Source organism: Chitinophaga sp. ARDCPP14, assembly GCF_051362515.1.
GTDB lineage: Bacteria > Bacteroidota > Bacteroidia > Chitinophagales > Chitinophagaceae > Chitinophaga.
The window spans coordinates 155,429-179,068 of the sequence record NZ_JBKIXB010000011.1; the positions used below are offsets into that span (position 1 = coordinate 155,429).

At 39.6% G+C, this 23,640-nt stretch carries 12 protein-coding genes; 8 read left to right on the forward strand and 4 right to left on the reverse strand.

Annotation, left to right across the window (positions count from 1 at the left end):
- Positions 1-7: 7 nt before the first annotated feature.
- On the reverse strand, positions 8-3,343 hold the full coding sequence (locus ACLHR0_RS25785) for a SusC/RagA family TonB-linked outer membrane protein (protein ID WP_436490532.1): 3,336 nt from the start codon (positions 3,341-3,343) through the stop codon (positions 8-10).
- Between the two features lie 356 nt (positions 3,344-3,699).
- On the opposite strand from ACLHR0_RS25785, the gene ACLHR0_RS25790 reads away from it, so the two are divergent.
- Positions 3,700-6,444, forward strand: a complete 2,745-nt coding sequence (locus ACLHR0_RS25790) for an alpha/beta hydrolase family protein (RefSeq protein WP_436490533.1) — start codon at positions 3,700-3,702, stop codon at positions 6,442-6,444.
- Positions 6,445-6,840: 396 nt separating this feature from the next.
- Here ACLHR0_RS25790 and ACLHR0_RS25795 read toward each other — a convergent pair whose 3' ends face one another.
- Positions 6,841-7,755, reverse strand: coding sequence for an IS481 family transposase (locus tag ACLHR0_RS25795; protein ID WP_436490535.1), 915 nt, complete (start codon positions 7,753-7,755; stop codon positions 6,841-6,843).
- A 58-nt stretch (positions 7,756-7,813) separates the two neighbouring features.
- Positions 7,814-10,477, reverse strand: coding sequence for an outer membrane beta-barrel protein (locus tag ACLHR0_RS25800; RefSeq protein ID WP_436490536.1), 2,664 nt, complete (start codon positions 10,475-10,477; stop codon positions 7,814-7,816).
- 750 nt (positions 10,478-11,227) lie between these two features.
- Here ACLHR0_RS25800 and ACLHR0_RS25805 point away from each other — a divergent pair.
- The 3 genes from ACLHR0_RS25805 to ACLHR0_RS25815 all read left to right on the forward strand — a co-directional run bounded on the left by ACLHR0_RS25805 (position 11,228) and on the right by ACLHR0_RS25815 (position 13,800).
- Positions 11,228-12,811 carry a hypothetical protein gene (locus ACLHR0_RS25805; RefSeq protein ID WP_436490538.1) on the forward strand — a complete coding sequence of 528 codons (1,584 nt, stop codon included), beginning with the start codon at positions 11,228-11,230 and terminating at the stop codon, positions 12,809-12,811.
- 34 nt (positions 12,812-12,845) lie between these two features.
- On the forward strand, positions 12,846-13,397 hold the full coding sequence (locus ACLHR0_RS25810; RefSeq protein ID WP_436490540.1) for a TlpA family protein disulfide reductase: 552 nt from the start codon (positions 12,846-12,848) through the stop codon (positions 13,395-13,397).
- A 142-nt stretch (positions 13,398-13,539) separates the two neighbouring features.
- The gene (locus ACLHR0_RS25815) at positions 13,540-13,800 is read left to right on the forward strand and encodes a hypothetical protein (protein ID WP_370908097.1); all 261 of its coding nucleotides are present in this window, start codon (positions 13,540-13,542) and stop codon (positions 13,798-13,800) included.
- Positions 13,801-15,103: 1,303 nt separating this feature from the next.
- On the opposite strand, the gene ACLHR0_RS25820 is transcribed toward ACLHR0_RS25815, so the two are convergent.
- Positions 15,104-15,787, reverse strand: a complete 684-nt coding sequence (locus tag ACLHR0_RS25820) for a hypothetical protein (RefSeq protein ID WP_436490542.1) — start codon at positions 15,785-15,787, stop codon at positions 15,104-15,106.
- Positions 15,788-16,850: 1,063 nt separating this feature from the next.
- On the opposite strand from ACLHR0_RS25820, the gene ACLHR0_RS25825 reads away from it, so the two are divergent.
- The 4 genes from ACLHR0_RS25825 (at position 16,851) to ACLHR0_RS25840 (ending at position 23,639) form a co-directional block, all read left to right on the forward strand.
- Positions 16,851-17,411, forward strand: a complete 561-nt coding sequence (locus tag ACLHR0_RS25825) for an RNA polymerase sigma factor (protein WP_436490544.1) — start codon at positions 16,851-16,853, stop codon at positions 17,409-17,411.
- A gap of 38 nt (positions 17,412-17,449) precedes the next feature.
- Positions 17,450-18,391: a FecR family protein gene (locus ACLHR0_RS25830; RefSeq protein WP_436490546.1), complete on the forward strand. Its 942-nt coding sequence runs from the start codon at positions 17,450-17,452 to the stop codon at positions 18,389-18,391.
- Positions 18,392-18,471: 80 nt separating this feature from the next.
- Positions 18,472-21,915: a TonB-dependent receptor domain-containing protein gene (locus ACLHR0_RS25835; RefSeq protein ID WP_436490547.1), complete on the forward strand. Its 3,444-nt coding sequence runs from the start codon at positions 18,472-18,474 to the stop codon at positions 21,913-21,915.
- 17 nt (positions 21,916-21,932) lie between these two features.
- Positions 21,933-23,639: a hypothetical protein gene (locus ACLHR0_RS25840; RefSeq protein WP_436490549.1), complete on the forward strand. Its 1,707-nt coding sequence runs from the start codon at positions 21,933-21,935 to the stop codon at positions 23,637-23,639.
- The last annotated feature ends 1 nt before the right edge of the window (position 23,640 follow it).

The window sequence follows — 23,640 nt, forward strand, 5'->3', positions numbered from 1 at the left end:
GGATAGATTAGAGTGTTATTTGTGCTCCTATAGTAACTGTTCTTAATGGTGGGAGCGATAATCCGCTTTCAGGATTGAATCCTTTATAGTTTGTGACCGTAAGGATATTTTGAGCATTTAGAAACACTTTTGCATTAATAATATGTAGAATTCTGTTCAAATGGTCAGGGAATTGCCATGAAATAGAGATGTTTCTGAGGCTAATAAAGGATGCGTCTGTTAGAATAGCACTGCTATACTTTATGTAATCTAAGTTCTCGTAATGCTCCGCGCTATAAGGCTGTATTTGGGCTTTGTCACCAGTCTTTTGCCAACGATTTAGAACGGTAGTTGATTGGTTACCGGCGCCTCCATTGAATGTACCTGGATAAGCGATGTTTCTTAAACCATAAGTAACATCGTCTATAGTTGTTCTTTTCGCAAACATTAAGAAGATATCCATGGTAAATCCTTTATAATTAAAGCTATTTTGCAAGCCACCATATAATTTTGGATCCGTATTTAGTGCAACAGTTTTATCAATTGGATCTGAAGGGCTTATCGTTATATTTCCCTTTGTATCTATGAATTGATAGACGCCTGTGGTGTCATTTAATCCTGCATAATTATAATATGCGATAGTCGATAGGGGCTTTCCAATATATATCGAATTGTTTTTGTCTCTTCCGTAGTATGAACGCAACTGATTCTTTGGAATCGTTATGTTAAAATTTGAAGTCCAATAGAAATGATCCTTTTTTATATTGGTTGTGGTGAGTGATAATTCCCAACCGGTGTTTTGTATTACAGCTGGAAAATTGCGGGTTATTCCGGTAAAGCCAGTAATGCTTGGTAGACGTGCTTGTGTTAACTGATTATTGGAGCGATTTTGATTGTAATTTACAGTAAGTAGAATCCTATCTTTTGAAAGACCAAGTTCCATCCCAATTTGAAGTTTCCTAGTTTTCTCCCATTGCAGGTATGGATTCGTTATTCTGCTAGGAGAAAGTCCAATTATATTTTGATACGCATTTCCTGTCACATAAAGTGGCTGATATATGTCCATGAATCTATAATCACCTATTTGATCATTTCCAGTGCTACCAAAGCTACCTCTTAGTTTTCCAAAGCTTAAAAATGGGATTTTAGATTGTATGAAAGGTTCTTGGGAGAAGATCCAGGCTGCACCCACAGCCCCGAAATTATGAAATTGATTTTCTGGTCCAAATCGAGAACTACCGTCACGTCTTGATGTAAGATTAAGTATGTATTTATCGAGCCAATTATAAGTGACTCTACTATATATGGCGTTATATTTGTATACGGCGTTGATGCTACTTCCTGTTAAGCTTGTGGCGGAACTTAAATCCTCCATTACAAGTTCATTGCTGAACCCAAGTGCTAAGACATTTTGTTGGTCGCTATTTTGTTGTGTTAGTGAGCTGCCAATTAGAATGTTTAAGATGCCTTTATTTATCTTCGTTTTGTATTCTATTTGTGGCTCTACGATCCAGGAACTAATTTTATTCTTTATAAAAACTGATGCATTTGAAATATCTGGTTGATACTCCGGCTGGTAAATTGAATTCGGGCTTTTGGTTATTTCATCAGTTAATAGATTGTTAAAACCAAAACTACTTTTAATTATCAAACCAGGAAGCAATTCATAACTAAGAACAGCGTTCCCAATTAGATTTGATGTTTTGTTGGTACTGTTTAGTGCTGTCGAAGCAAATGGATTTGCTGAAAAAGAACTGGCTCCAGTCGCAGTTGGCATCCAGTTGATAGTTCCGTCTGAATTATATGGCTTAGGGGCATTGGGAGCTAATGTGATCGCGCTTGTAGTCAAGTCATTTAAAGGCAATTTATTGTCATCGAAAATAAAGGAACCAGTGAACTGAATTTTGAATTTTTGATTGAGAGAATTACCGCTTAAATTTAAGTGAAGCGACGCTTTTGTGTCAGAGAAAGAGCCTGGATAGACAGTTGTCTCTCTATGGTATCCTCCTCCCAATAGAAATTGAGTTAAAGCATTACCTCCGGATATATTTAATTGCGCGTCAGTATATTGCGCGGATTTTCCAATGAGTTCTTTTTGCCAATTTACATTGCGCATTGTATCCCAAGTCCCATTTAGATCGTAGTCAAATGGAGAAATGGTGTTACCGTCATTTTTTATTGCTTCTCGTCTCATCGCAAGATAATCTTCAGTATCTAAGAGGTCTATTCTTTTTGACACTTTTGCCCATCCACTTTGAAACATAATATTTATTCTTGTAGGACCAGATTTTCCTTTTTTGGTTGTTATCAACACTGCTCCGTTTGCAGCTCTGGATCCATATATTGCTGTGGCGTCTGCGTCTTTTAGTATTTCAATACTTTCAATATCGGCGGAGTTTAAGTAACTTAAAGGATTGCCCGAAACACCGTTTACACCTGATCCACCAGTTATAGTATTATAAATAGGAAGCAATTGGGATACATATGGCACCCCATCAACAACATAGAAAGGATCATTGCCGCTTGAGATGCTATTTACTCCCTGGATACGAACAGTTACTCCTGATCCAGGTAATCCATTTGATTGTTGTATATAAATGCCGGGGACACGTCCTTGGAGGGCATTTAATGGGTTGCCAACTGGTTGTCTTTCTATGTCAGTTGCTTTCAAACTACTTATGTTTCCTGTATTTAATCTCTTAGTTGTACTCCCATAAGCAATGACAACCTTTTCATCAAGTAGATTTGTGTATGTATTGAGTTGAACTAAGATATTATTCTTAATAATTACGATTTCTTTTGATTCAAATCCAATAGAAGTTATTACAATAACACTTCCTTTGTCAACTTTAGGTAGCCGGAATGTTCCATCAGAGTTTGAAATCGTACCTTGATTATTACTCTTTAGCTTTATCGACACCCCAGGTATTGGATTACCATCCTTGTCTAGTATTTTACCAATCAATTGAAATGTGTTTGGTATTGTATCAAATTTATTTATCGATAAATTTGATCTTTCTCTAAGAATATGAATTTCGTTATTGTTTAGAGTGAAGAAGAGATTTTCTTTATCAATTAACAAAAAGGTCATTACTTCTCTTATGTCCGCCTGCTTGAAGTTAACTGTAACTTTTTTTTGTTCATTTAGGAATGTCTCGTGAACATTATTATATATCTTAATTCCAGTTTGTTTTTGAATTTTCTTAAATGCCTTTTCAAGAGGGATATTATTGGCTGATAACGTCACTTTAGATATTTGACGTTCTCCTTCGCCCATTGTCGAGGTTGAATAACAAATACCGGTTAGTATTGCGATTATCAAGGGAAGTTTTGATGTCAACACTCCTAAATGCATTTTAGTCATACAGTATAGTTTGATACCAGGTTTGGAATTTGCTCTTGTATTAAATATTACACGCAAATTGTTATAGTCGTACTATTCAGGCCAGTCATATTTGTATTGAAAGTATATTTTTTAATATAATATATTCTAAAGGCAGATAGTACTTTAGATATTAACTCGTGTATAGAGTATGCTATATTGTTTGGAGTTCACTTTAGACAAACAGGTCATTTTAATCCAATATCATATATGCCGTATGCGGGCTGCAATTATATCACATTGTCAAGTGCTAATTTAACTAGGTTTATTCCATTAATTCATTTAGTGTGAAACCCGCTTATTATATATTATTAATCAGTAAATAGAAAAATGTTTATATGAGAGGAATTTTCTTAGCTATAGTTTTTGTTTTTTCTTCACTAATTAATTATGGACAGACTGTTCCGTTAGAAAAGAAGGATCATCCTTCCTCTAATGATAAACTTGTCATAGATTCTATGGCCTATAATAAGTGGACTTTTGTCGATGGCGCAAAGATCACTGATGATGGTAAGTTTATGTCCTATTTTATTAGAAACGATATCAAGTTTAACGACATTACAATTTTGAAAGAATGCAAAGGTAGTTGGGAAATTAGAATTCAAGGTATTAGAAGCATTCAATTTACAGGAGATAGTAGGATGGCTTTCTTTGTTTTTAATGACACCTTATGCATGATAAAATTGGGGCATTCTTACTTTGAGAAGATACCTTTTGTCAAATCTGTTAAGGTACCTTCCGTAAAGAATGGGGAATGGATCGCGTACGGAAATGCTTCACAGAAATCGGTAGTGCTGCGTAATCTTAAAAGTGGCGATACAAGACCTTTTGATTCGGTAAGGAACTATTTCTTTAGTGAGGACGGGAAAGTATTGATCCTAGAGAGTATTGAAAGGGATAGTAGTGGTTTTTCAGAAGCATTGCGGGTGGTACAGGTAATGGATGGTGGTATTATGAGGATATGGAAAGGAAAAGGGCTATCTAAGTTAGTATTAAATTCATCTGCTACTCAATTAGCGTTTATGCTCTCAGATGAAAATGGGAAAGGTAAGTCTATAATGTATTATAAGAAGGGCGCCTTGTCACCAACGTTCGTGGTTGATGTCGACTCGATTGGAGGTGACAGGTCGTTTGTTATAAATAGTTTGTCAGGTTTAAGTAAGGATGGTAAATACGTTTTCTTTACGGTAAAAAAAATCGAGAATATAGATGTAAGTAGAATGACAAACTCGACAGTGCATGTTTGGAGTTATTTGGATGAGAAGCTACAGTCGGCTCAAATTGTGGATGGCAAAGAAACTGCTGAATTTTTGTTTGCAGTGAGCTTGGTGGATAAGAGTATTATTCAGATCGGTCATGAGAATGAATGGATTTTAAACAAGAGTTTAGATGATAATACGTTTTTAGTGCAGCATATGTCAGGAGATGCTGATAGTTACGAATGGAAATGGAATACCGCTGCTCAGATTTCTTATTACGTGAGGTCTATTCAGAGAAATACTAACACTCTTCTGAGGCCTAAAGGCGTGGTAACTATTAATTTGTCGGATGAGGGCCGATTTGTGGTTTACTATGATAGTGATTCGGCAAGCTATTTTAGTTATGAAATGTCGACTGGAATATATCGTAATATAACTGCAGGTTTGGATGTCTCCTGGATTAATTCGTTCAAGGAAGATTTAATTAAGACTCCGAGAGGTATTTTAGGTTGGTTGGAGAGAGATTCTGCGATATTAATTTATGATAAGTATGATATTTGGATGATTGATCCACTGGGAAAGAATCCTTCTGTAAATCTAACTAACGGTTATGGGTTGAAGCATGGTATTATTTATTATATGGGACTCTCTACCTTTCCAGGAGCTGCTTATACAGCCAAGGATACATTAATTCTGAATGCACTGGATATATATAGTAAGAAGAACGGGTTTTTCAAAAAAATAATAGGCAGTAAGGGGGATCCGGAAAAATTAACAATGGGGGACTGTATTTACCAATTAATTGATAATCCCTATGTTGAGAATAATGGTGTTGCTCCTATTAAAGCAAGAAATGCAAATAAATACATTGTCATGCGAATGAGGGCTGCGGAGTCCCCCAATTATTTCTTCACTTCAGATTTTAGATCCTTTATTTCTCAAAGTGCAATTCGTCCTGAGAAGTCGTATAATTGGTACACGACAGAATTACATAGTTGGAAAAAAGCGGATGGTTCTTCAATTCAAGGGGTATTATATAAACCTGATAATTTTAACCCCAGTTTGAAATATCCAGTTATATTTTATTACTATGAAAAAAAATCTTTTGGACTAAATGCGTATTTAATTCCTGAGAATATATCCGGTTGCTGTAATATGAATATACCCACTTTCGTTAGTAATGGCTATTTGGTTTTCACTCCAGATATTGACTATACTATTGGCGATCCGATGCAAGGCACATATGATGCAGTTGTTTCCGCGGCGAACTATTTGTCAACTTTGCCTTTTGTTGACGCCCAGAAAATGGGAATTGGAGGTTGTAGTTTTGGTGGTATACAAACTAATTATTTAGTTACACATACTAGTCTGTTTGCAGCGGCCTATTCTTCCTCCTCGATGTCGGATATGATTAGTGCCTATGGGGATGTTCCAGGTAGATATATTAGTTTACAGAATTATTTTGAGGCTGGCCAGGGTAGAATGGGGGGGACTCTATGGCAAAAACCTGAGCAGTATATTAAAAACTCTTCAATTTTCAACGCTGATAAGGTAACTACTCCATTATTACTGATGCACACTAGTGATGACGGCATTAGCTCATTTTCTCAGGCGATTGAATTGTTTACTGCCTTACGTCGTCTAGGAAAGAAGGTGTGGCTACTAGAGTATACCGATGCTAATCACGGGATACTGGGAGAGGCTGCTCAGGACTTTAGTATACGCTTATCCCAATTTTTCGATCACTATTTAAAGGGCAAAGCTGCCCCGAAATGGATGACAAAGGGTGTGCCTGCAAAAAACAGGGAGAAAGAAGATCCATATAAATTGGATCTAAATATAAAGACTCCTGGAAATGGGTTGTTAATTGATTTGCATAGATAAAATTTGAAACTATAATCAAGATGTATCGACATAAACTTTTCAACTTTCGGCCGATGATATTAGGCTTTGAGATCTTGATTGTGAAGCTTTAAAAGGAGTAGACGCCAATTTTTTTGAATGTTGTGCGTTTATATGAGGGGGCCCTAATAGTGATGTTATTAAGTTGGCTTGCTAAAAAAAAAGTTTGTGAGGACTTAGAAGTCAGTATTGAAGACGAAGTATGAATTGATTTTAATTTTAATTATTGGAACGAAGTCTATTTATTTGTGAATACTAGGACTACGGTTGACAGAGCAAATAAACATTTTGAACTGGATTTTAAATCTGTTTTAAGGGGAAGGCGCTGCTGCCGCGCCATTCCCCTTACCCCATCCCGGCACGGGTTTCAAACAATGGCTACGTTTTAGATTGTAGTCGTTCTCTAAGTATTTCGTAGGGTGTTTTGCCCTTCAGTGCAGCATTAGGTCTATGGCAGTTATAGAAATTCTCCCACTCCTGTAATTTCTTATTGATGTCGATGTCATCTGTGTAGTCAAGCAGTTGGTAAAACTCTTGTTGATCGGTCAAATGGGACCGTTCTACTTTTCCGTTTAAATGTGGACTAGCTTTCCTTATATACACATGTTGAATGCCTAAATCTTCGCAATGCCAATGAAATTGCGCCTGAAATTCATGCCCGTTATCGGTTTGAATAGTATGAATCCGGAATGGAAATTTGTTCCGTATGTAGTCTACAAATTGAATTGCGCAACTCTGATTATGTTTACTATATATTTTCAGAGCCCGAGCTCTTGTTGCGTCATCAATCGCCGTATATTGGAAGCGCTTAACTTCCTTCCCAGAGGACTTATCAGTAAAAGATAAAAATTTAACATCGACCTGGATTCTATGTCCCGGCACCTGTTTTTCGTATCTTTTAAATTGTTCCATGGATCTTTTCCGCTGATTTTGCGGCAATTTATTAAGCCCATTTCTTTTAAGAACATTATATACTCCTGCAGGAGAAACAGCAATATCATGGTAACGTTTCATATACCATGATATTCGTAATTGTCCCAAATGATAGGTGGTTCTTAAGTGTATAATCTGAGCTTCAATATCAGCTGCAATACCTAGCTTCGGATTTTCAGGACAGGGTTTACTATTAACTAAGGCGCTTTCTCCTTCACTTTCATAGTCTTTCTTCCATTTATAGTAGGTTTCCCTGGATATACCAAAGTATCGACAGGTTTTTGATACATTCCCTGACGCTTGGCCATGTTGAATTATTCTAAGCTTTCTACGAATATCTGATAGTTCTTTTGGACTCATATATAGACATTTGATTGACAAGATAAAAACTGTCAAACAAAGTCATGATTTCCATTATTTATTTATTCTTGCCTAAGAAATAGGAAAATCCAATAGTGAAGAAGCGCTCCAATACATTAGTGCTAATATCTTCAATATAGTTGTCTTGAATGATGCGATTATAACTTATATTTTGTTTTAGTACATCAAACCCTTGGATTTTTATAAGTCCTTGTCTGTTATTAAATATTGATTTGCTAATCGAGGCATTTAACATTAGTGGACTCCCATTGTACCCCTCCATTCGTCCAGTTGTCCATGCAACTATAAGATTAGAGTTCAAATTTATTCCGTATGGGAGATTTAGACGGTTCGCAAATGATAGGCCACCACTAACATAATTTTCCTTAAGCTCCTTATTGTTATTATAGCTTAGATTGTTATAGTTTATGCTTCCTGTTATTGCGCATTCGTAAGTTTTCCGAGTATAGCGGAAACTTATCACTTGAGTTAGGGATGTTTGATTACTTATAGATTCCTTTCCATTTACAACACTTAGAGATCTTTTTAGGCTGCCTTTTGTGTTTAGATTAACGCCAAAGTGTTGCTTCTTGAATGGTAGGTAGTTATTAATGTTTAGTTCAAGAAGATAGTTGCCATTTAAATTGACTGGTTTAGTAGCTTGACGGCCAATGGAATCAAAGAATGAGAGATTGACTATCTGATTGATTATGAATTTTCCACTTGTAGCAATGGTGAGTGTTCTCAATGTGGAAATGTTAATAGAGTTATAGTTGAATTGCAAATCGTGGAAAGTGATGGGTTTTAACATTGGATTTCCACGTTTTATATTTAAAGGGTCGCTATAATCTGGAGTTTGCTGTAACTGAGATGCTTGCGGGAATTCGATACTTTTTCTATATAAAAACTTTAATTTTCGATTATTCCTCGGTATGAAGTTGATGGTTGCTTCTGGTAGTAAGGCAAGAACATTAGTCGAATAAATGTTACTTACACTATTGTCTTTATTCTCCATACTGAAGTATAGTGCAGCTAGGGATACAGAGTAGTCAAATTTTTCTTTTTTAACCAGCCAATTTAACTTGGCGTAATGGTGAATTGGAACAGTGACGAATATATTGCTTAGACTGTCATTTGCTTTATCATATAGTTTTGTCATATTATTGTAGTCTAATATTGTTTTATTTAATGAACCTTTTACCCGATCTTCACCAATCATAAAACTTATGGCTCCATAGTTGTGTATGGGTTCAGTATAAGTAGCCATGACAAATAGTTGTTCGTTTTGGGTGTTGATAATAGAACGTTGATCAAGTGTGTCTGATATAGTTTCTCGGCTATTTGGATAGTAGAGGGTGTTTGATATGTTGTATCCAATCTGCTTTGATACGCTTTTACTATAACTTATACTAATATTAAGGAGACGTCTGTTTTTATTAAATTTCTTTTCATAGTTTAGACCTGTAAACGCTGTTATGGTATTATTTTCGTCCATAGTCTTAAAAGTTCCGTTGCCTAGTACTTGAGCATAATTCCCTAGTGAATTAAATCTATTAGCGAAGTTATTATCTGTTTTAAAAAGTGTGAGTTGATTTGAGATAGTTATATTTTGTAGACTGTCAATTTGGTATTCTATTTGTGTTGTTAGTGCTTGATTTCTATCTTTATTATTGCTGCTTGATTTCTGTTGAATTAGCAAACTTGTATCGCTTATTATATTTTTTCTTGCACTGTTCCGTTGAGTTTCGCTTATATTGTTATTCGCTATATAGTTTGCACTTATAGTCGTATTCTTGTTGATTCTGTTACTATAGTTCCCAGCCCCATTCCAATTCTCTTGAATGCCCCCAACACTAGTCGTTTTGGTCTCTATAGCACCGTTAGTGTTGTCGCCGTTACCTAGCAATAGAAGCTGCTCTTCACCTTTGAATCGACTAAGACTTAGCTTGGTGGAGAATCGGTTGGCCGTTCCGTAAGCGCCTGAAATCTCTCCAGAGATTAAATTTTGTTTGCTTTTCTTAATTGTAAGATTAATTACTTTATCTGGTTGATTGGAACTCGAACCATTAAAATCTTGTCTGTTTGTTTTCCTATCTATTAGTTGGACCCTATCGATTAAGTCTGCTTGCAAATTCTTACTAATAATTCTATTGTCACCACCACTGAAAATGGGTCGGCCGTTTATCATAATGCTTTTCACAGGCTCTCCATTCACACTAATTGTACCGTCTTTGTCGATCTGTACACCAGGTAATAATCTAAATAGATCCTCGACCAATGCATTGTCTCGGGTTTCAAAATAATTTGCATTATATTCCATTGTATCCCTTGCAATTCGTAGAGGTATTCTAGTTTCTACAATCTTAACTTCTGTTAATGTTAGCCCTGTTCGTTTTATTCCAATTGTCCCTATGTTTATAAGAGTGTCAGTGGATGAGGCATGCAATGGATATAATAATTTTTCGTATCCAATAAATGATACGAGCAGTATAAAGTTCGTAGGTGTAAGGCTGTCAATTATAAAAAATCCCTCTTTATTAGTGAATGATAGGCCTGCTTTGGAGGAATCCTTAGCGTACAGAAATGTTATTGTTGCAGACGACAGGTTGTCTTGTGTCTCCTTGTCAGTTATGCGACCTTTAATTACTAATTGATGAGATTTTTGCGCCGAAGAATGTGAGGTTGACACAACTATTAATAATAGCATTATTAACTGCTTCATAATGGGGATTTCCAATATCATGTAAGATGAATATTTTGAACGCATCTGTATTGCAGTATTTATATGGATCTTTGTTTGTCGTTTAGAGGAGACGAATTTTTTAAGAAAAATGTTTCGCTGTATGGAGATGGCAGTGGTTGGATTTAATTTTGATTTGACTAATGATAGGTAGGTAGCTCTATCGTAATTCAATTTAGTTGCACTATTGTTAGTTATGAGTAATTGAATTGAACCCTCAAATAAATCATACCATGTCAGTAATAACTTCTTTTTTTACAATCCGGATGGAGAAAATGAAATGCCAATTCCCTGCTAGAATTTATCTTGAATTGTAGTGCTTTGCCCTGTTGTCTAGCCCTCTTTTTTTTTCTATGAACTCCGTTGTATTATATGTATACAGGTGAATACGGAATTAGCTCAAACTATATTTGTGCCGGCACTCTATTAATTATCTTTTTAATCATTGTACCTCCGTTTGCCTTTTAGGTCTACTTAAATTGAAAATTGATGTTGGTTTTGCAATAAGGTCTAGTTTCTATGTAACTAAAGTGGTTATCTTTCACTTATATTTAAGTGAAAGAACTGCGAATTATAAGTGAAGATTTACAATACATTTATGTGTCCTCCGCATTAAAATGGTTTAGGACATGATTTAGAAATTATGTGGAGGTAACATTCTAGCCGATGTTAAATGTTTTTGTATCGCCTGATGATATTTGTAGGGAATTGTTGTAATAAATTATATCGAAAATGTTAGTTAATAGTGTAAGCACAAGGGAAAGACAAATGAATGGCAATGTCGATGCTAGGTTTCAACTTAGTTTGTTTGAGTATATTTTCAAACATCCCACAAATAGGTGGTTTGCTAGAATTGCTATCCCTATTGTTATTGTCCAGTTCATTGTTTTCAAGTTCTTTTATCCATTTGCGGGATTTATAAATGGAGACTCTTATATATATATTGAGACAGCATACCATAATTTTACTGTAAATACTTACCCCATTGGGTATTCTAAATTTCTTAGGTTAATAAGCGTTTTTACTCATTCAGATTTAGCGGTTGTTGGGCTGCAATATCTACTTTTGCAATGTGCGAGCCTCGGACTTGTATTTACCATGTTTTATTTTTATGAACCATCTAGATTTGCAAAGATTTCTTTGTTCGTATTCATGTTGGTTAATCCTGTCTACCTTTATCTTGCGAATTACATTTCAAGTGATGCTTTCTTTCTTTCATTAAGTCTAATTTGGTTTACTTTGTTAATTTGGATAATGAATAGACCTACTAATAGGTTAATCATTATAAATTCACTTGTTCTTTTTGTGGCATTCACCGTACGGTATAATGCACTGTTTTATCCTGCTGTTGGAGTGATATCGCTACTATTAACTAGGAGAAGAATGATAATGAATATTGTTGGATTCTGTATAAGTCTTCTCCTTATAGGATTTTTTATACAAGTCACAAGCGTAAAGTATAAAACAATTAGCGGATTTAGACAATTTACGCCATTTACCGGATGGCAGATGGCAAATAATGCGTTATATGCATACAGATATGTCGACAGCGCGGATCGGAGAGATGTACCTGTATCTCTCCGTATGTTGGATAATATGGTTCGACACTATTTTGATTCCAGTAGAGATATACGGACGCATCCATCAGAAGCATTGATTGCGAGCACTGTTTACATGTGGGATCCTAATTCACCACTTTCCAAGTATATGGAAAGTCAGTTTAAGAATGATTCCGCGGCATCTGCGTTAAAGAAGTGGGCAACTCTTGCACCAATAATGAAAGAGTACGGTTCGTTTTTGATTAAATCTTATCCTTATGAGTTTGCCAAGTATTATTTAGTCCCAAATGCTATAAAATACTATGCGCCACCAGTTGAATTTCTTGATCATTATAGTACTGGCGTAGATAGCGTTAATCAAACTGCAAAGGTTTGGTTTGACTATAAAAGCACTAAACTGAAATGTCATTTTAAGGATTTTAAGGTAAATACATTGGATTTCTATCCCGTTTTAGTAGGTACTATGAATGTTGTTCTTGTAATGAGTACAATAAGTTTTATATTATTAGGAGGTTATAAGCAACATTTTCAATTGAAAAGAGGGCTAATACTTGTGGTGACTTTATGGACAATTAATTTTGGTTTTAGTGTTTTTGCATCGCCCATAGCTCTTAGGTTTCAGTTGTTCCCTATTCTGGTCTCATTGTCGTATACTTTTTTGTTGGTTGACTATTTAGTGAAAGCAGCTAAGAGTATATCTGTCGTACAGGAAGAATATTTGACAGAGACTGCAAAGCCGGAAAGTCTTACTATATAGCACTATATCGATTTGAGTAATTTAAGTAATTATTATGAAACGAATGTATGTTATTGTTGCAGCGATGCTTCTGGTAGGGCTATCTTTATATATGGGTCTCTTTAGAATGGGGGGATATTCACTGATAGATATTCGGAAAAGAGGTTATGCGAAATCAGTTATAACTGGACGAGAGGGCGAGTTATTGCCAAGTATAAGTATACTACTTTCTGACAGTATAACTAAGATCAATCTTTCGTCAATTCCCAAGGGAAGGCCTACAGTGCTGTTCTATTTCAGCCCCTATTGCCCTTATTGTCAGTCTGAAATGGATACTATTATAAATAATGTAAAGAAGCTTAAACATATTCAATTTTATTTAGTAACTCCTTACAGCCATAGAGAAATGAAATTGTTTTATAATAAGAATCATCTCGAAAGATATGAGAACATTATAGTTGGGTTGGACTATGATATTCGGTTTTCTGAATACTTTAGAATAGCACAGGTACCCTTTATTGCCATTTATGATAAGGGTAAAAGATTGAATGCCGGTTTTTTCGGCGGAGTGGCGTCTGATCAGCTAAGACAAGTTAGTCAAGAATAAATTTTTGCGCAAAATAGGCCGATTGAATACTTGCAAGAGAAATCGACCAAAGAATGGCGAAGCCGAAAACCATTATAAACGAGTAGGCATTTTTCATAAAAAGCAAAGTTTAGCTTTTTGATTTTAAAAAGCATCTATCATTATGAAACAAGCAAAATTCGCGTTAACAGCTGTTGCTCTTCTCGCAGTTATAGGTGGTGCATTAGCATTCAAAGCTAATAGGCAATTGAAGACTTTCTATTCACTTGGTACCACTGTGATTCAGGGTGAAGAAGTTGCAGGTTGCGTTATTCCTGTACAATTGTTACGTACTCCGGCAGCTGCAGGAGCAATCACTCCATACTCATCAACATTTAACTCTGCTACCACAACTTGTACAGTTAGAGTTAATGTTAATGATTAATTGAGAAATGATCTATGAAGATTATTTGCATTAATGATTTGATTAGATCTCTTAGTTATGTTTATTAACTAATAATTTACAAGAGCCGTCTTATTGTTTGCGAAAACAATGAGATGGCTCTTCTGCGGTAATAGTGTTCGGATTTTAGTAAGCAATGATAAGGCAGATGTAATAATCTCTATGAGGGTTTAAATTCGGGGTTGAGTTGCGCGGACTGATTAAAGCATACTAAGTGTTAACCCGTGCATTTTTCGTCTTACTAGGGAATTGTTTGCAATGAAAGCTTTATACGAGTTAGGTGTACCCGTATAAAGATCGACAGCGTCGAGCCCTTTTATTTAATTAGCTTAACTCGATCAACCATTGATTAGTACCACAGCCGTACAAAGTGTCGTTGGATAGTTGACCGTACTTGAATAAGAGGTGTAGAATCCTCCTGGATTTGGTGTTAGATATAATAGTTGAGTTACGACGCATCCATTAATTTGTTCTCCTCCGATAGTCGTAGTTCCTAGTGAGTAAAAGGCTCTTAGTTGCCTATTGGCTTTGAACGCGAGAGTTCCTCCGATTATGGAGAATGTAATCAAAACGGTTAATGCAAATTTGGCTTTTTTCATGGCAATATATTTTTATTATCTTGATAGATTTTACTTTATTGAAACTCTGTTAAAATATAATTTGTTGCTGATTTTTAGCGTATGTTGTTGTGTATTATACGTAGTGTGTTTCGCTATTTTTGTTATCCTCTTACCACTAAAGAAAATAGTAGGAAATTTTTAGTGAAAAGATTGAATGATGACGATTAATATTTTCTTTTGTTTCGTTATCCTTTTTATTGAATAGTTGATACCTTTTTTTGTTTTTCCACGTGGAGTCCGGGTGAATAGATATACTTATAGTTGAAAGGATTTGGAATCGGTGTTACGATTCCAGTTTTGTGAGGCCTGGTGAGATGATCCCTTCAATATTGCTAAGTTCATCCAAGGTTTAAAGACTTTTGTTATGTGCTAATTGTTGTAATTTCATATCGATTGCAATTTCTAGGTTATTATTGGTAGGGGCTGTATTTACATATTTAAAGACGAGATGGGCCATAAATGATAAAGTTTCGGGGATAATTGTGAGGGTTATCATTGTGGCTGACATTATTTTTTTTCATAAATAATAAAATTTATAAGGAGAGGAGAATATTTTCTTGCTATTGTATCTTTACCGGGCTTGTTAAATGAATGTAGTCACATAAATATATGTTTTTTGCCTGCGATTGTTTCTCCGTAGTTGATGCTAAATTCCATCTCCCCGTTTACCTGCTGGTAAAAGGCGATACCCAGAGCCAGGAAAACGGCTTGGTACTGTTACCTGTTACAGTAGTCTGTAAGTGGAGTTCCGGGGTGGCAGAACCACCTATCGGAATTTCTTCGCTGGTAGAGACACTATTTACAAATGTTTCCGCTTCGAAGTCCACTTCTGCGCCGCCTACCAGGATTTTAAAATGCGTGGCGCCGGCAGGGCTTGCCATTAGGTCAATCGGATTGAATACAGGCAGGTCTACTTTGAGCGTACCTGCAACACGATCTATTGCGGCAGTATAAGGAGCGAACAGTGTTACGCCTAAACGTGAATTGCTGTTGAATTCAAAGCTTTTCAGTAACTCTGCTTCGCCGTCAATTACGTTGCGTTGTCCTCTCACATTCACGGTGTCCGCCTGGATCACTTTCATCATTTCCCGGCATAACTGTGAGGATGTATAGCTGTCTTTAATATTCATTACCAGTGTACGGAATGCAGTGAGAAGCATCTTGTAGGCTTTACCTGCTCTGCCAAATTCCGCCGGGTTTTCTCGCGTTCTGGCAAACGCGGGATCTGTTGCGATCCGGTTGGCGCTAATACCGCCTTTCTCTCTGGCTAGATATCCTTCTTTTGATTTGTAGAAGGTAATGTTGCCAATCGTGCCTTGAAGTGGGATAATCCTATTTTGTTTGGCCATTTTTATAGATTTAAAAATAAAGAATAGGGCTTTTGGTAGCCAGCCCTTTTAAGCTTACACCTGCGCAGGATGTAGTAAATGGCATTCACTTATGCTAAACTAATGTCGTATTTTTACTCAAAAAAATTTCCATTCACATTGATATGAATTGTATCACATTGATATGTGTTTTATTGGAAGAGAGTGGAAATTGAGAGCAAAGAAAGAAGAGAAAGAAAAAAATAGATAAGCAGTTGCTTAGGAGCTACTCCCCGTTTTACTCCCCATTTACTTCCCGGGGAATAAAATGTAAATCAGTCACCAATAGCTTATCTTTATAAAGTGGTATATGGTAATTCACTGCCAGCTTTAGGGGTTTTTGACTATATTATCATCATTAATTCATATTCTGAATTTGCAAACTTGCTTCTGCAAATTGAATGTAGTTCTAAGGTTTTAAGAGAGTTTTTTATCTGTGAACTAGAGTATGAATGTGTCGATTATGAATCAAGTATGTCCTAGGGTATTTGAATAGCACCACTGTATAGGGGATTTTATCGATGTTTTGGAGTAAAGTATCTGTGTTTCAATGATGAGTTATTAGCTATTTATGACTCTGCAAGTGCAGGTAGTTGTAGGAGCATTAAAAGTACTTGAATATGGAGTGACAAAGCCACCAGGGTTGGGTGTTAGGTTTAGATCGACTGGTACAACACATCCTTTGGTTCCTTGTCCATTTATTGTAGTGGATCCAAGTGAGTAAAATGTTCTGAGGAGCTTATTGGCTTTGAATGCCAATATTCCGCAAAATGTAGAAATGACTATAACTAAAGTTAATAGGAATTTTGCTTTTTTCATAGGGATATAATTTTATTGATGTAGTAATAATATTCTAGCATTAAGGAGAGTATTGTGCTTATTTTTCTAATCGATGAATTGATTTGCTGTAAATATAGGTTTCTTAGCTGCATTAATTTCTCAGCGATTGACACTTTTTCCCGCCACACTCAGAAAACATAACAATACCTTAAACCACCTCCCCAACAAAATCCCCTATTTTCGCCCCGTTGCTCAAACCTCTGCCATGCTGCATGCTCATGATGATATAGCGCTTATCCGTACCGGTGATCCAAAAGCATTCGAAAGGTGTTTCAATCAGCACTGGCCCGCCCTTTATGCCTTCGCGCTGAAAATCCTCGGCAATAAAGACGATGCTAAGGACGTAGTGCAGGGCGTATACATCTCCCTGTGGTCACGGAAAGAGAAGCTGAACCTGAACGGTCCGCTGGAAAACTATCTCCACCAGGCCGTCCGCTTTCAGTCTATTAAAAAACTAAAGGAAATCATGAACCGGCCGGAGGAGCTGGACCGCGTGCAGGAATATATCATGCCGGTGTTAAACGATATCTGGGAAAAGATGGAAACGGCCGATGTATTTAAAGAAATAGATAACCAGCTAACCACCTTACCCGAAAAAACGCGGGAAATATTCCTGCTGAGTCGCCGGCATCATCTATCCATCACGGAAATCGCCGGGAAATTAAATCTCTCCGAAAAAACAGTAAGAAACCAGCTGCACATAGCATTGAAGGCTTTAAGACACCATATCGCAGCTGCCCTGATCCTCGCGGAAATAATGAGTTAATAATTCCTTAACGTACTTCTTCGGGACAAGCACCTCCTTTGAAGGAACATATCTATAGAAGAATGTTCCGGATGAATATCACACAGTTTAAAAAATTGGTCAGCAACTACCTGTCGGGCAATGCCACCCGCAGCGAAGCTGCATTGCTGAACACTTACCTCGATAAGGCCTGGGAGGAAAAACAGGTGCCGGACGATGTGGAGCTGCAGCGCCTGGAAGTATGGAATAACCTGGAAAGGGAAATTGCGCCGCCACGGATAAAGGTATGGCGGTACGCAGCTACGGTACTAATTCTCATAGCCGCCGGGGCCACTTACACCTACCGCCTCGCCTTGCAGGACTGGCTGGATCCGGTTCCCATGCAAAGCATCACCGCATTGAAATACCAGATAAAAAAGGTAATCCTGCCGGATAGCTCCGTAGCCATCCTCAATGGAGGTACCACGCTCACCTATCCCCAATACTTCCGTGGTAAACAAAGAAATATTACGGTGAACGGGGAAGCATTCTTCGACGTCACCCCGCAAACCGCGCCCTTCATCATCACCGGCCCGCATGTAAGCGTAAAGGTATTGGGCACCAGCTTCGTAGTGGCAGACAGTACCAGTATCGAAAAACCAAAGGTAAGCGTGAAAACGGGCAGGGTAGCGGTTACCGCCGGTACGGCGGTACAGCAGCTCACGGAAAACGAGGAACTGGTTTATGACAAGGAAACCATCTATATCTATAAACAAACGGAAGTAAACACCGGGTGGACCAGCAAAAAGCTGTTGTTCAATGAATCAGCGCTGAACGATGTTTTCAGGGAGATAGAAATGCTGTACGGCGTAAAAATAAAAACTACTCCAGGTATCAGCGACCTGAAATTCACCGGCGCATTCGAGGAAACCGACAGCATGAACGATATCCTGAAAGTGATATCCCTGTCGTACCGGCTAACTATTCATAAAAACAAAAACGGCGTCATCGTAATCAGGTAGCAGCTCGCACAGCGGAAATGCTAACAACCATCAGCGTACAGCTGCTGGTAACGGATCTTCTTTTTTTAAATCACAAACGAATGAAGGAAAAAATTTTACACGGATGTATGTGGATCCTGCTCTGCTTTACCTTGCCGGCAACGGCGCAGGAAAGCTTCCTGCAGAAAAAGATCAGCATCAGTTTCAGGAATGAGCCCATCGCAAAATGTTTCATGACTGTGCAGCAGAAGGGCGGCGTTACCTTCTTCTACAATCCTGCCGATATGAAAGCGGTGGATAAAAAATATACGGCCGATCTCAATAATAAAACCGTAGCAGAAGTGATCACCTGGTTATTGCAGAATACCGGGCTGGAATTTGAAGCAGTAGATGGCAGGAAGGTAGTGGTACGCAAAATCATCGTCAAACAATCAACAGCCCCCCGCAAACGCACCATCAGCGGCATCATCACGGATGCTGCCAAAAACACGCCCATCGCCCGCGCGGAAATCATGGCCCAAAGCACCGGCAGCGTGGTAATGGCCGATGAATCCGGCCGCTTCTCCGTGGAAGTGAAAGATACCTCGGATGTGCTGGTGATCTATTATGTAGGCTATGCTACCAAAATGATCAAAGCCGGCAGCGCACCGGTGTTATCAGTACAACTGAAAGCCGACAGCAAAACACTGAGCGGCGTAACAGTAGATGCCCGTCGGCGCTCCAATACGGAAGTAATGCTGCTGAACGACCGTAAAAACTCGGCCATGATCTCCGATGGGATCTCTGCCCAGAACATCGAAAAAACAGCCAGCATTACCACCACCCAGGCCCTGCAACGGGTATCGGGCGTAACAGTTACAGACGATAAATATGTAGCCATCCGCGGCCTGGGCGACCGCTCCGTGATCGGCCAGCTCAATGGCATCCGCCTGGCTTCTTCCGATCCCGACAGGAGCGCGATTCCGCTGGACCTGGTACCCGCCGGCCTGCTGGATAATATCACTATCTACAAAACCACCACCTCCGATAAACCTGCTGATGCCGCTGCCGGTATCGTGGAACTCAAAACAAAGTCGGTACCCGACCGGGAAATGCTCACCATCACCGTGCAAACCGGCATGAACTCACAAACCGGCAGCAAAGTGAACAGCTTCTATAACAGCGACATGGGCTTCCTCGGGCAAAAGGTAAAGTCAAAAGGATTATCCCCGGAATTCCGGGAGCTGTCCAAACAGTACCCAAACGGCTTAGGCGATATCCAGCGTAAAATCGCCAACAGCCGCAACGATCCGGCCCTGCTGGCAGAAGCCAACCGCGTCAGCGGTATCATGCACGGCTTCGATCCCGTGCTCACCACAAAGTATAAATCGGCCCCGCTGAACCAGATCTATGCGGTTACTTACGGTAACAGCTATACGGTATTTAAGAAACACCAGGTAGGATTAATAGCCGGCGCCAATTATTATAACCGCACCAACGATATCTACGACGGCCAGCTCACCCAGTACAGCGTATACCAGGGCGTGTTAACAGGCAACAGCGCATTGTACAGTCCCCGCGTAATTCCTAACTACATTACTCCCAACAATATCAATCTGGGGAAGTATTTAAATTATAAGGAAAACACCGGCACACAAACACTCAACTATGGATTTTTGGGTGGACTCACTTATCGCTTCAGCCCGCAGCACGAAATAAGTATGCAGTACCTGGGCAGCCGGGGTGCGGAAACACGCGCCAGCAACCTGCACGGCGCCTACGAGTACACCGGCCTGCCAGGCAAGGTGTATAACCTCGTGTATTCCTTACGTCAAAGCTATCGTACACTCAATACCTTTAACTTACAGGGCGAGCATAAGCTCACAATGAAAGAATACTCTCCGAAGCTGAGTTATAACCTCGCTACCTCTTCGTCTTCACAGGATGATCCGGATTACCGCTTTGTAAACCTGGCCGACTATCGCGTAAACGGTGGCAGCAGCCATCCGGGTGCAGTGGATGTGCCGGGCGGTACACCGCCTATTGTGGCTTCCCCCAGTTTGTATTCCCTGGTATCAGGATATGTAAACGGATATGGCCCCTATGGTATCATCCAGGCCGATCCCAATGGACGCCGTTTCCGCCAGCTCCGGGAAAATAATTACAACTATAAAGCGGATCTCACCCTGCCTTTTAAAGTATTTAATAAAAAACAGGAATTTAAAACCGGGGTAAACTACCTGCATCGGAGAAGAAGCTTTTCAGAGAATGTACTCTATCTCCCGGGTTCCAATTATGCTGTCAATGGCGCACTACCGCTGTATGAAGTAAATGGTCAGCTGGATCAGCTGGTAGGATATGATCGTATCGGTATCCGCCCGCCTTCTTCCTATAACGAAGAAGGTGCCCCCCGCAATGGCGGCTTCCTGTATAATATCCAGAAATCCCCCAATAACTATAAAGGCTACTATGAAACCCGCGCGTTTTATGGTATGCTGGACCTGCATCTCACGGAACAGTTGCGCTTCACGGGCGGCGTACGTTTTGAAATGACGGATATCCAGGCTGCAGTAGATACATCCAATGTATTCCTGGATCCCTCTATTACTGCTACAGATGCCGGCGGTAACAAAATAAACCTGGTATATACCGAACCAAATTCTATCTATAAAACAGATTATGAACCTTTCTACTCTGCTAACCTTACCTATACACTGAATAAGAACATGAACTTCCGGTTGGGCTACAACACTACTTTGGCCCGGCCGGAGCTGAGGGAACTCACCAACGTATTTGATTTTGATCCTTTCCAGTTTGCACTGGTGGTGGGTAATCCCAACCTGAAAAACCAGCAAACCACCAACTACGATTTTCGCTGGGAATGGTTCCCCGCACCGGGTGAGGTATTGTCTGCTTCGGTTTTTTATAAGGAGATAGATAACCAGTTAACAAAGGTGTTTAAACAAAATTCATCCGGACTGGAAGCACGGTTCCCCGAATTTCCTGCCATCGAATTTCAGAATGATCCTAACAAAGGTCGTGTGTATGGAATAGAACTGGAAGTAGTAAAGAACCTGGGTATCCTGACGGCAGCCATGAAGAATTTGTCATTGGGATCAAACCTGCTGCTGGCACAAAGTGAAATTAAGAAAACTAAGGAGAGACTGGAATCCTCCCGTGCCATCGATCGCCGCGCACCGGCCAACAGCCCGCTGTTTGAACAGGCGCCGTATTCAGTGAATATATTCCTGAACTACAACAACACAAAATCAGGTACTGATTTCACAGCCACTTTTAACATGGTAGGAGAGCGGCTCATCCAGGTAAACCTCGATGGTACGCCGGATCTGTATTCCAGACCCAACCCGGTACTGGATTTCGTGTTTTCCCAGCGGCTGCTGAAACGTCTGCAGTTAAAAGGGTATGCAAAAAATATACTCGACAGGCCAGTGGAAGAAGTATATGCCAATCCTGGCACAGGAGGTAATTTTTACGGAAAGAAATATGTACGCAGAAGTTTTTACCGCGGAACAGAATTTATGCTGGGCCTGACTTTTAACCTGTAAAAATTTGAATGATGAAAATGAAAATTACTTACATACTCATAGCAGTGGTATTGATGATGAGCGCCTGCAGCAAAAAACTCGACTACAGCTACGATAACCGCATGGTGCAATACCCGATGGCTGCCTCCGGCATCCGCCTGGTCAATTTGTTAGGCGCTACAGAATTGTCGGTGAACGGACAACGCCTCACCAGCTACCTGCAGCCCGATAACGAAGGATACTATGGTGCCAATGAAACACGCGGTACAGCATACTTTCCGGAAACAGGCCGTTTAGGGCTAACCTATAGCATTCCCCGGGAGCAGGTGAAAGCCAGCGGCTGGGTAGATAGTATCCTGTTCAGCAGCTTGTCTGTCAGGAACTTGGTGCCGCAGCCCAGACCCTTCCGCGCAAAAAATGATGAGGCACATCCGAACGATTATTACTTTGTACGTTTCAGACCCAATCCGGATGGTTTCCAGGACTCTTTGTTCGTGATCCCACGGGGTATATCACCGGCGGCAGATCCGGTTGCATTTAAGGTGCGTTTGCTGAATCTCAGCTCCTCCATTACGGGTAGCATTCCTCCGGGTATTTTCCGCACCGGGCCTATGTCGCTCACGCTGGCCGATGGTACCGGCGTGCCGGGGCTTAGCAACGTAGCTCCCGGCCAATATTCTGATTATGTGGAAATACCCTATGGCACCTACCAGTTCAAAGTATTGAATAACGAAGGAAAAGAAGTACCAGCCAGTGGAAGCATGTATAATCTCCTGAACCCGGTTACCGGCACCCTGATGGATATAAACGGTACGCCCGGCATCGGAGGTGGTAAAGATACCTGGCTCACCTACGCACCACTGAAAACGTTTCAGCCCGGAGGCATTTATACCATCGTGGTATCCAGTACCTACGACGCCAACATCCCAACCGGTAATCCTAACGGGGAAACTTACAAATCAGAAAATAACACCTTCCGCATTATTGCAGATATTCCTGAACCGGTGAACATTACCTATGCCCGTTTACAGGGCGTAAATGTAGCCGCAGGTAAAAACATTAACTGGCAGGTAGACGGACAGCCCCTGGGAGGCACATTGGCCTTTGCCAAACAAACCAGCTACAGCCGCTATATAACGGGTACGCATATGGTAAAAGCACTGGATGAAAAAGGACAGGTATTGGCCGAAAGTAATCTCGCCATGCAACCCGCCGATAATTTTACTGCCTGGCTGTATACCCGTAAAGATGGTAGCACCGCAATTACTTTTTCTGCCAATAACCTCAGTGGAAAATACTATGGTGGTACTGCTACAGATGATGGTACCTACGGTATGTTGAAAAATGTATATCCTTTTGGGATCCGCTTCATGAATTTTTGCCCGGACCTGGAAGAAGTCACTTTTACACAGAGCAACGGACAACCGTTTATTGCAATCTCCACATTGGCGTTTCAACATATTTATTTTGGAAAAGCAGTAACCGATCTTCCCTATGTGATGCAAATGGTCAATTTCTCGCAACCGGTAATGGCCTATGCCTCGATGCCCGGTATTGCCCCCGGCGATTGGCTGCGCAATATTGCGCCGCTGAAAAGCCGTGATTTTATTGCCCGCCCGGAATTATATAAAACACCGGAAATACCACAGAGCGAACCAGGTATTTATACCGTAGTACTACTGGGCAGCACCGCTCCCAATGCCACGGAAAAAGCCCGGATGATTATTGTGAAACATAACAATTGAG

What these genes read in the sequence shown, in the direction of transcription:
- ACLHR0_RS25790 (WP_436490533.1), top strand. Translation starts at nt 3,700, where the DNA reads ATGAGAGGAATTTTCTTAGCTATAGTTTTTGTTTTTTCTTCACTAATT.
- ACLHR0_RS25785 (WP_436490532.1), bottom strand. Translation starts at nt 3,343, where the DNA reads ATGACTAAAATGCATTTAGGAGTGTTGACATCAAAACTTCCCTTGATA.
- ACLHR0_RS25820 (WP_436490542.1), bottom strand. Translation starts at nt 15,787, where the DNA reads ATGGCCAAACAAAATAGGATTATCCCACTTCAAGGCACGATTGGCAAC.
- ACLHR0_RS25835 (WP_436490547.1), top strand. Translation starts at nt 18,472, where the DNA reads ATGAAGGAAAAAATTTTACACGGATGTATGTGGATCCTGCTCTGCTTT.
- ACLHR0_RS25825 (WP_436490544.1), top strand. Translation starts at nt 16,851, where the DNA reads ATGCTGCATGCTCATGATGATATAGCGCTTATCCGTACCGGTGATCCA.
- ACLHR0_RS25815 (WP_370908097.1), top strand. Translation starts at nt 13,540, where the DNA reads ATGAAACAAGCAAAATTCGCGTTAACAGCTGTTGCTCTTCTCGCAGTT.
- ACLHR0_RS25840 (WP_436490549.1), top strand. Translation starts at nt 21,933, where the DNA reads ATGAAAATTACTTACATACTCATAGCAGTGGTATTGATGATGAGCGCC.
- ACLHR0_RS25805 (WP_436490538.1), top strand. Translation starts at nt 11,228, where the DNA reads ATGTTAGTTAATAGTGTAAGCACAAGGGAAAGACAAATGAATGGCAAT.
- ACLHR0_RS25795 (WP_436490535.1), bottom strand. Translation starts at nt 7,755, where the DNA reads ATGAGTCCAAAAGAACTATCAGATATTCGTAGAAAGCTTAGAATAATT.
- ACLHR0_RS25800 (WP_436490536.1), bottom strand. Translation starts at nt 10,477, where the DNA reads ATGAAGCAGTTAATAATGCTATTATTAATAGTTGTGTCAACCTCACAT.
- ACLHR0_RS25810 (WP_436490540.1), top strand. Translation starts at nt 12,846, where the DNA reads ATGAAACGAATGTATGTTATTGTTGCAGCGATGCTTCTGGTAGGGCTA.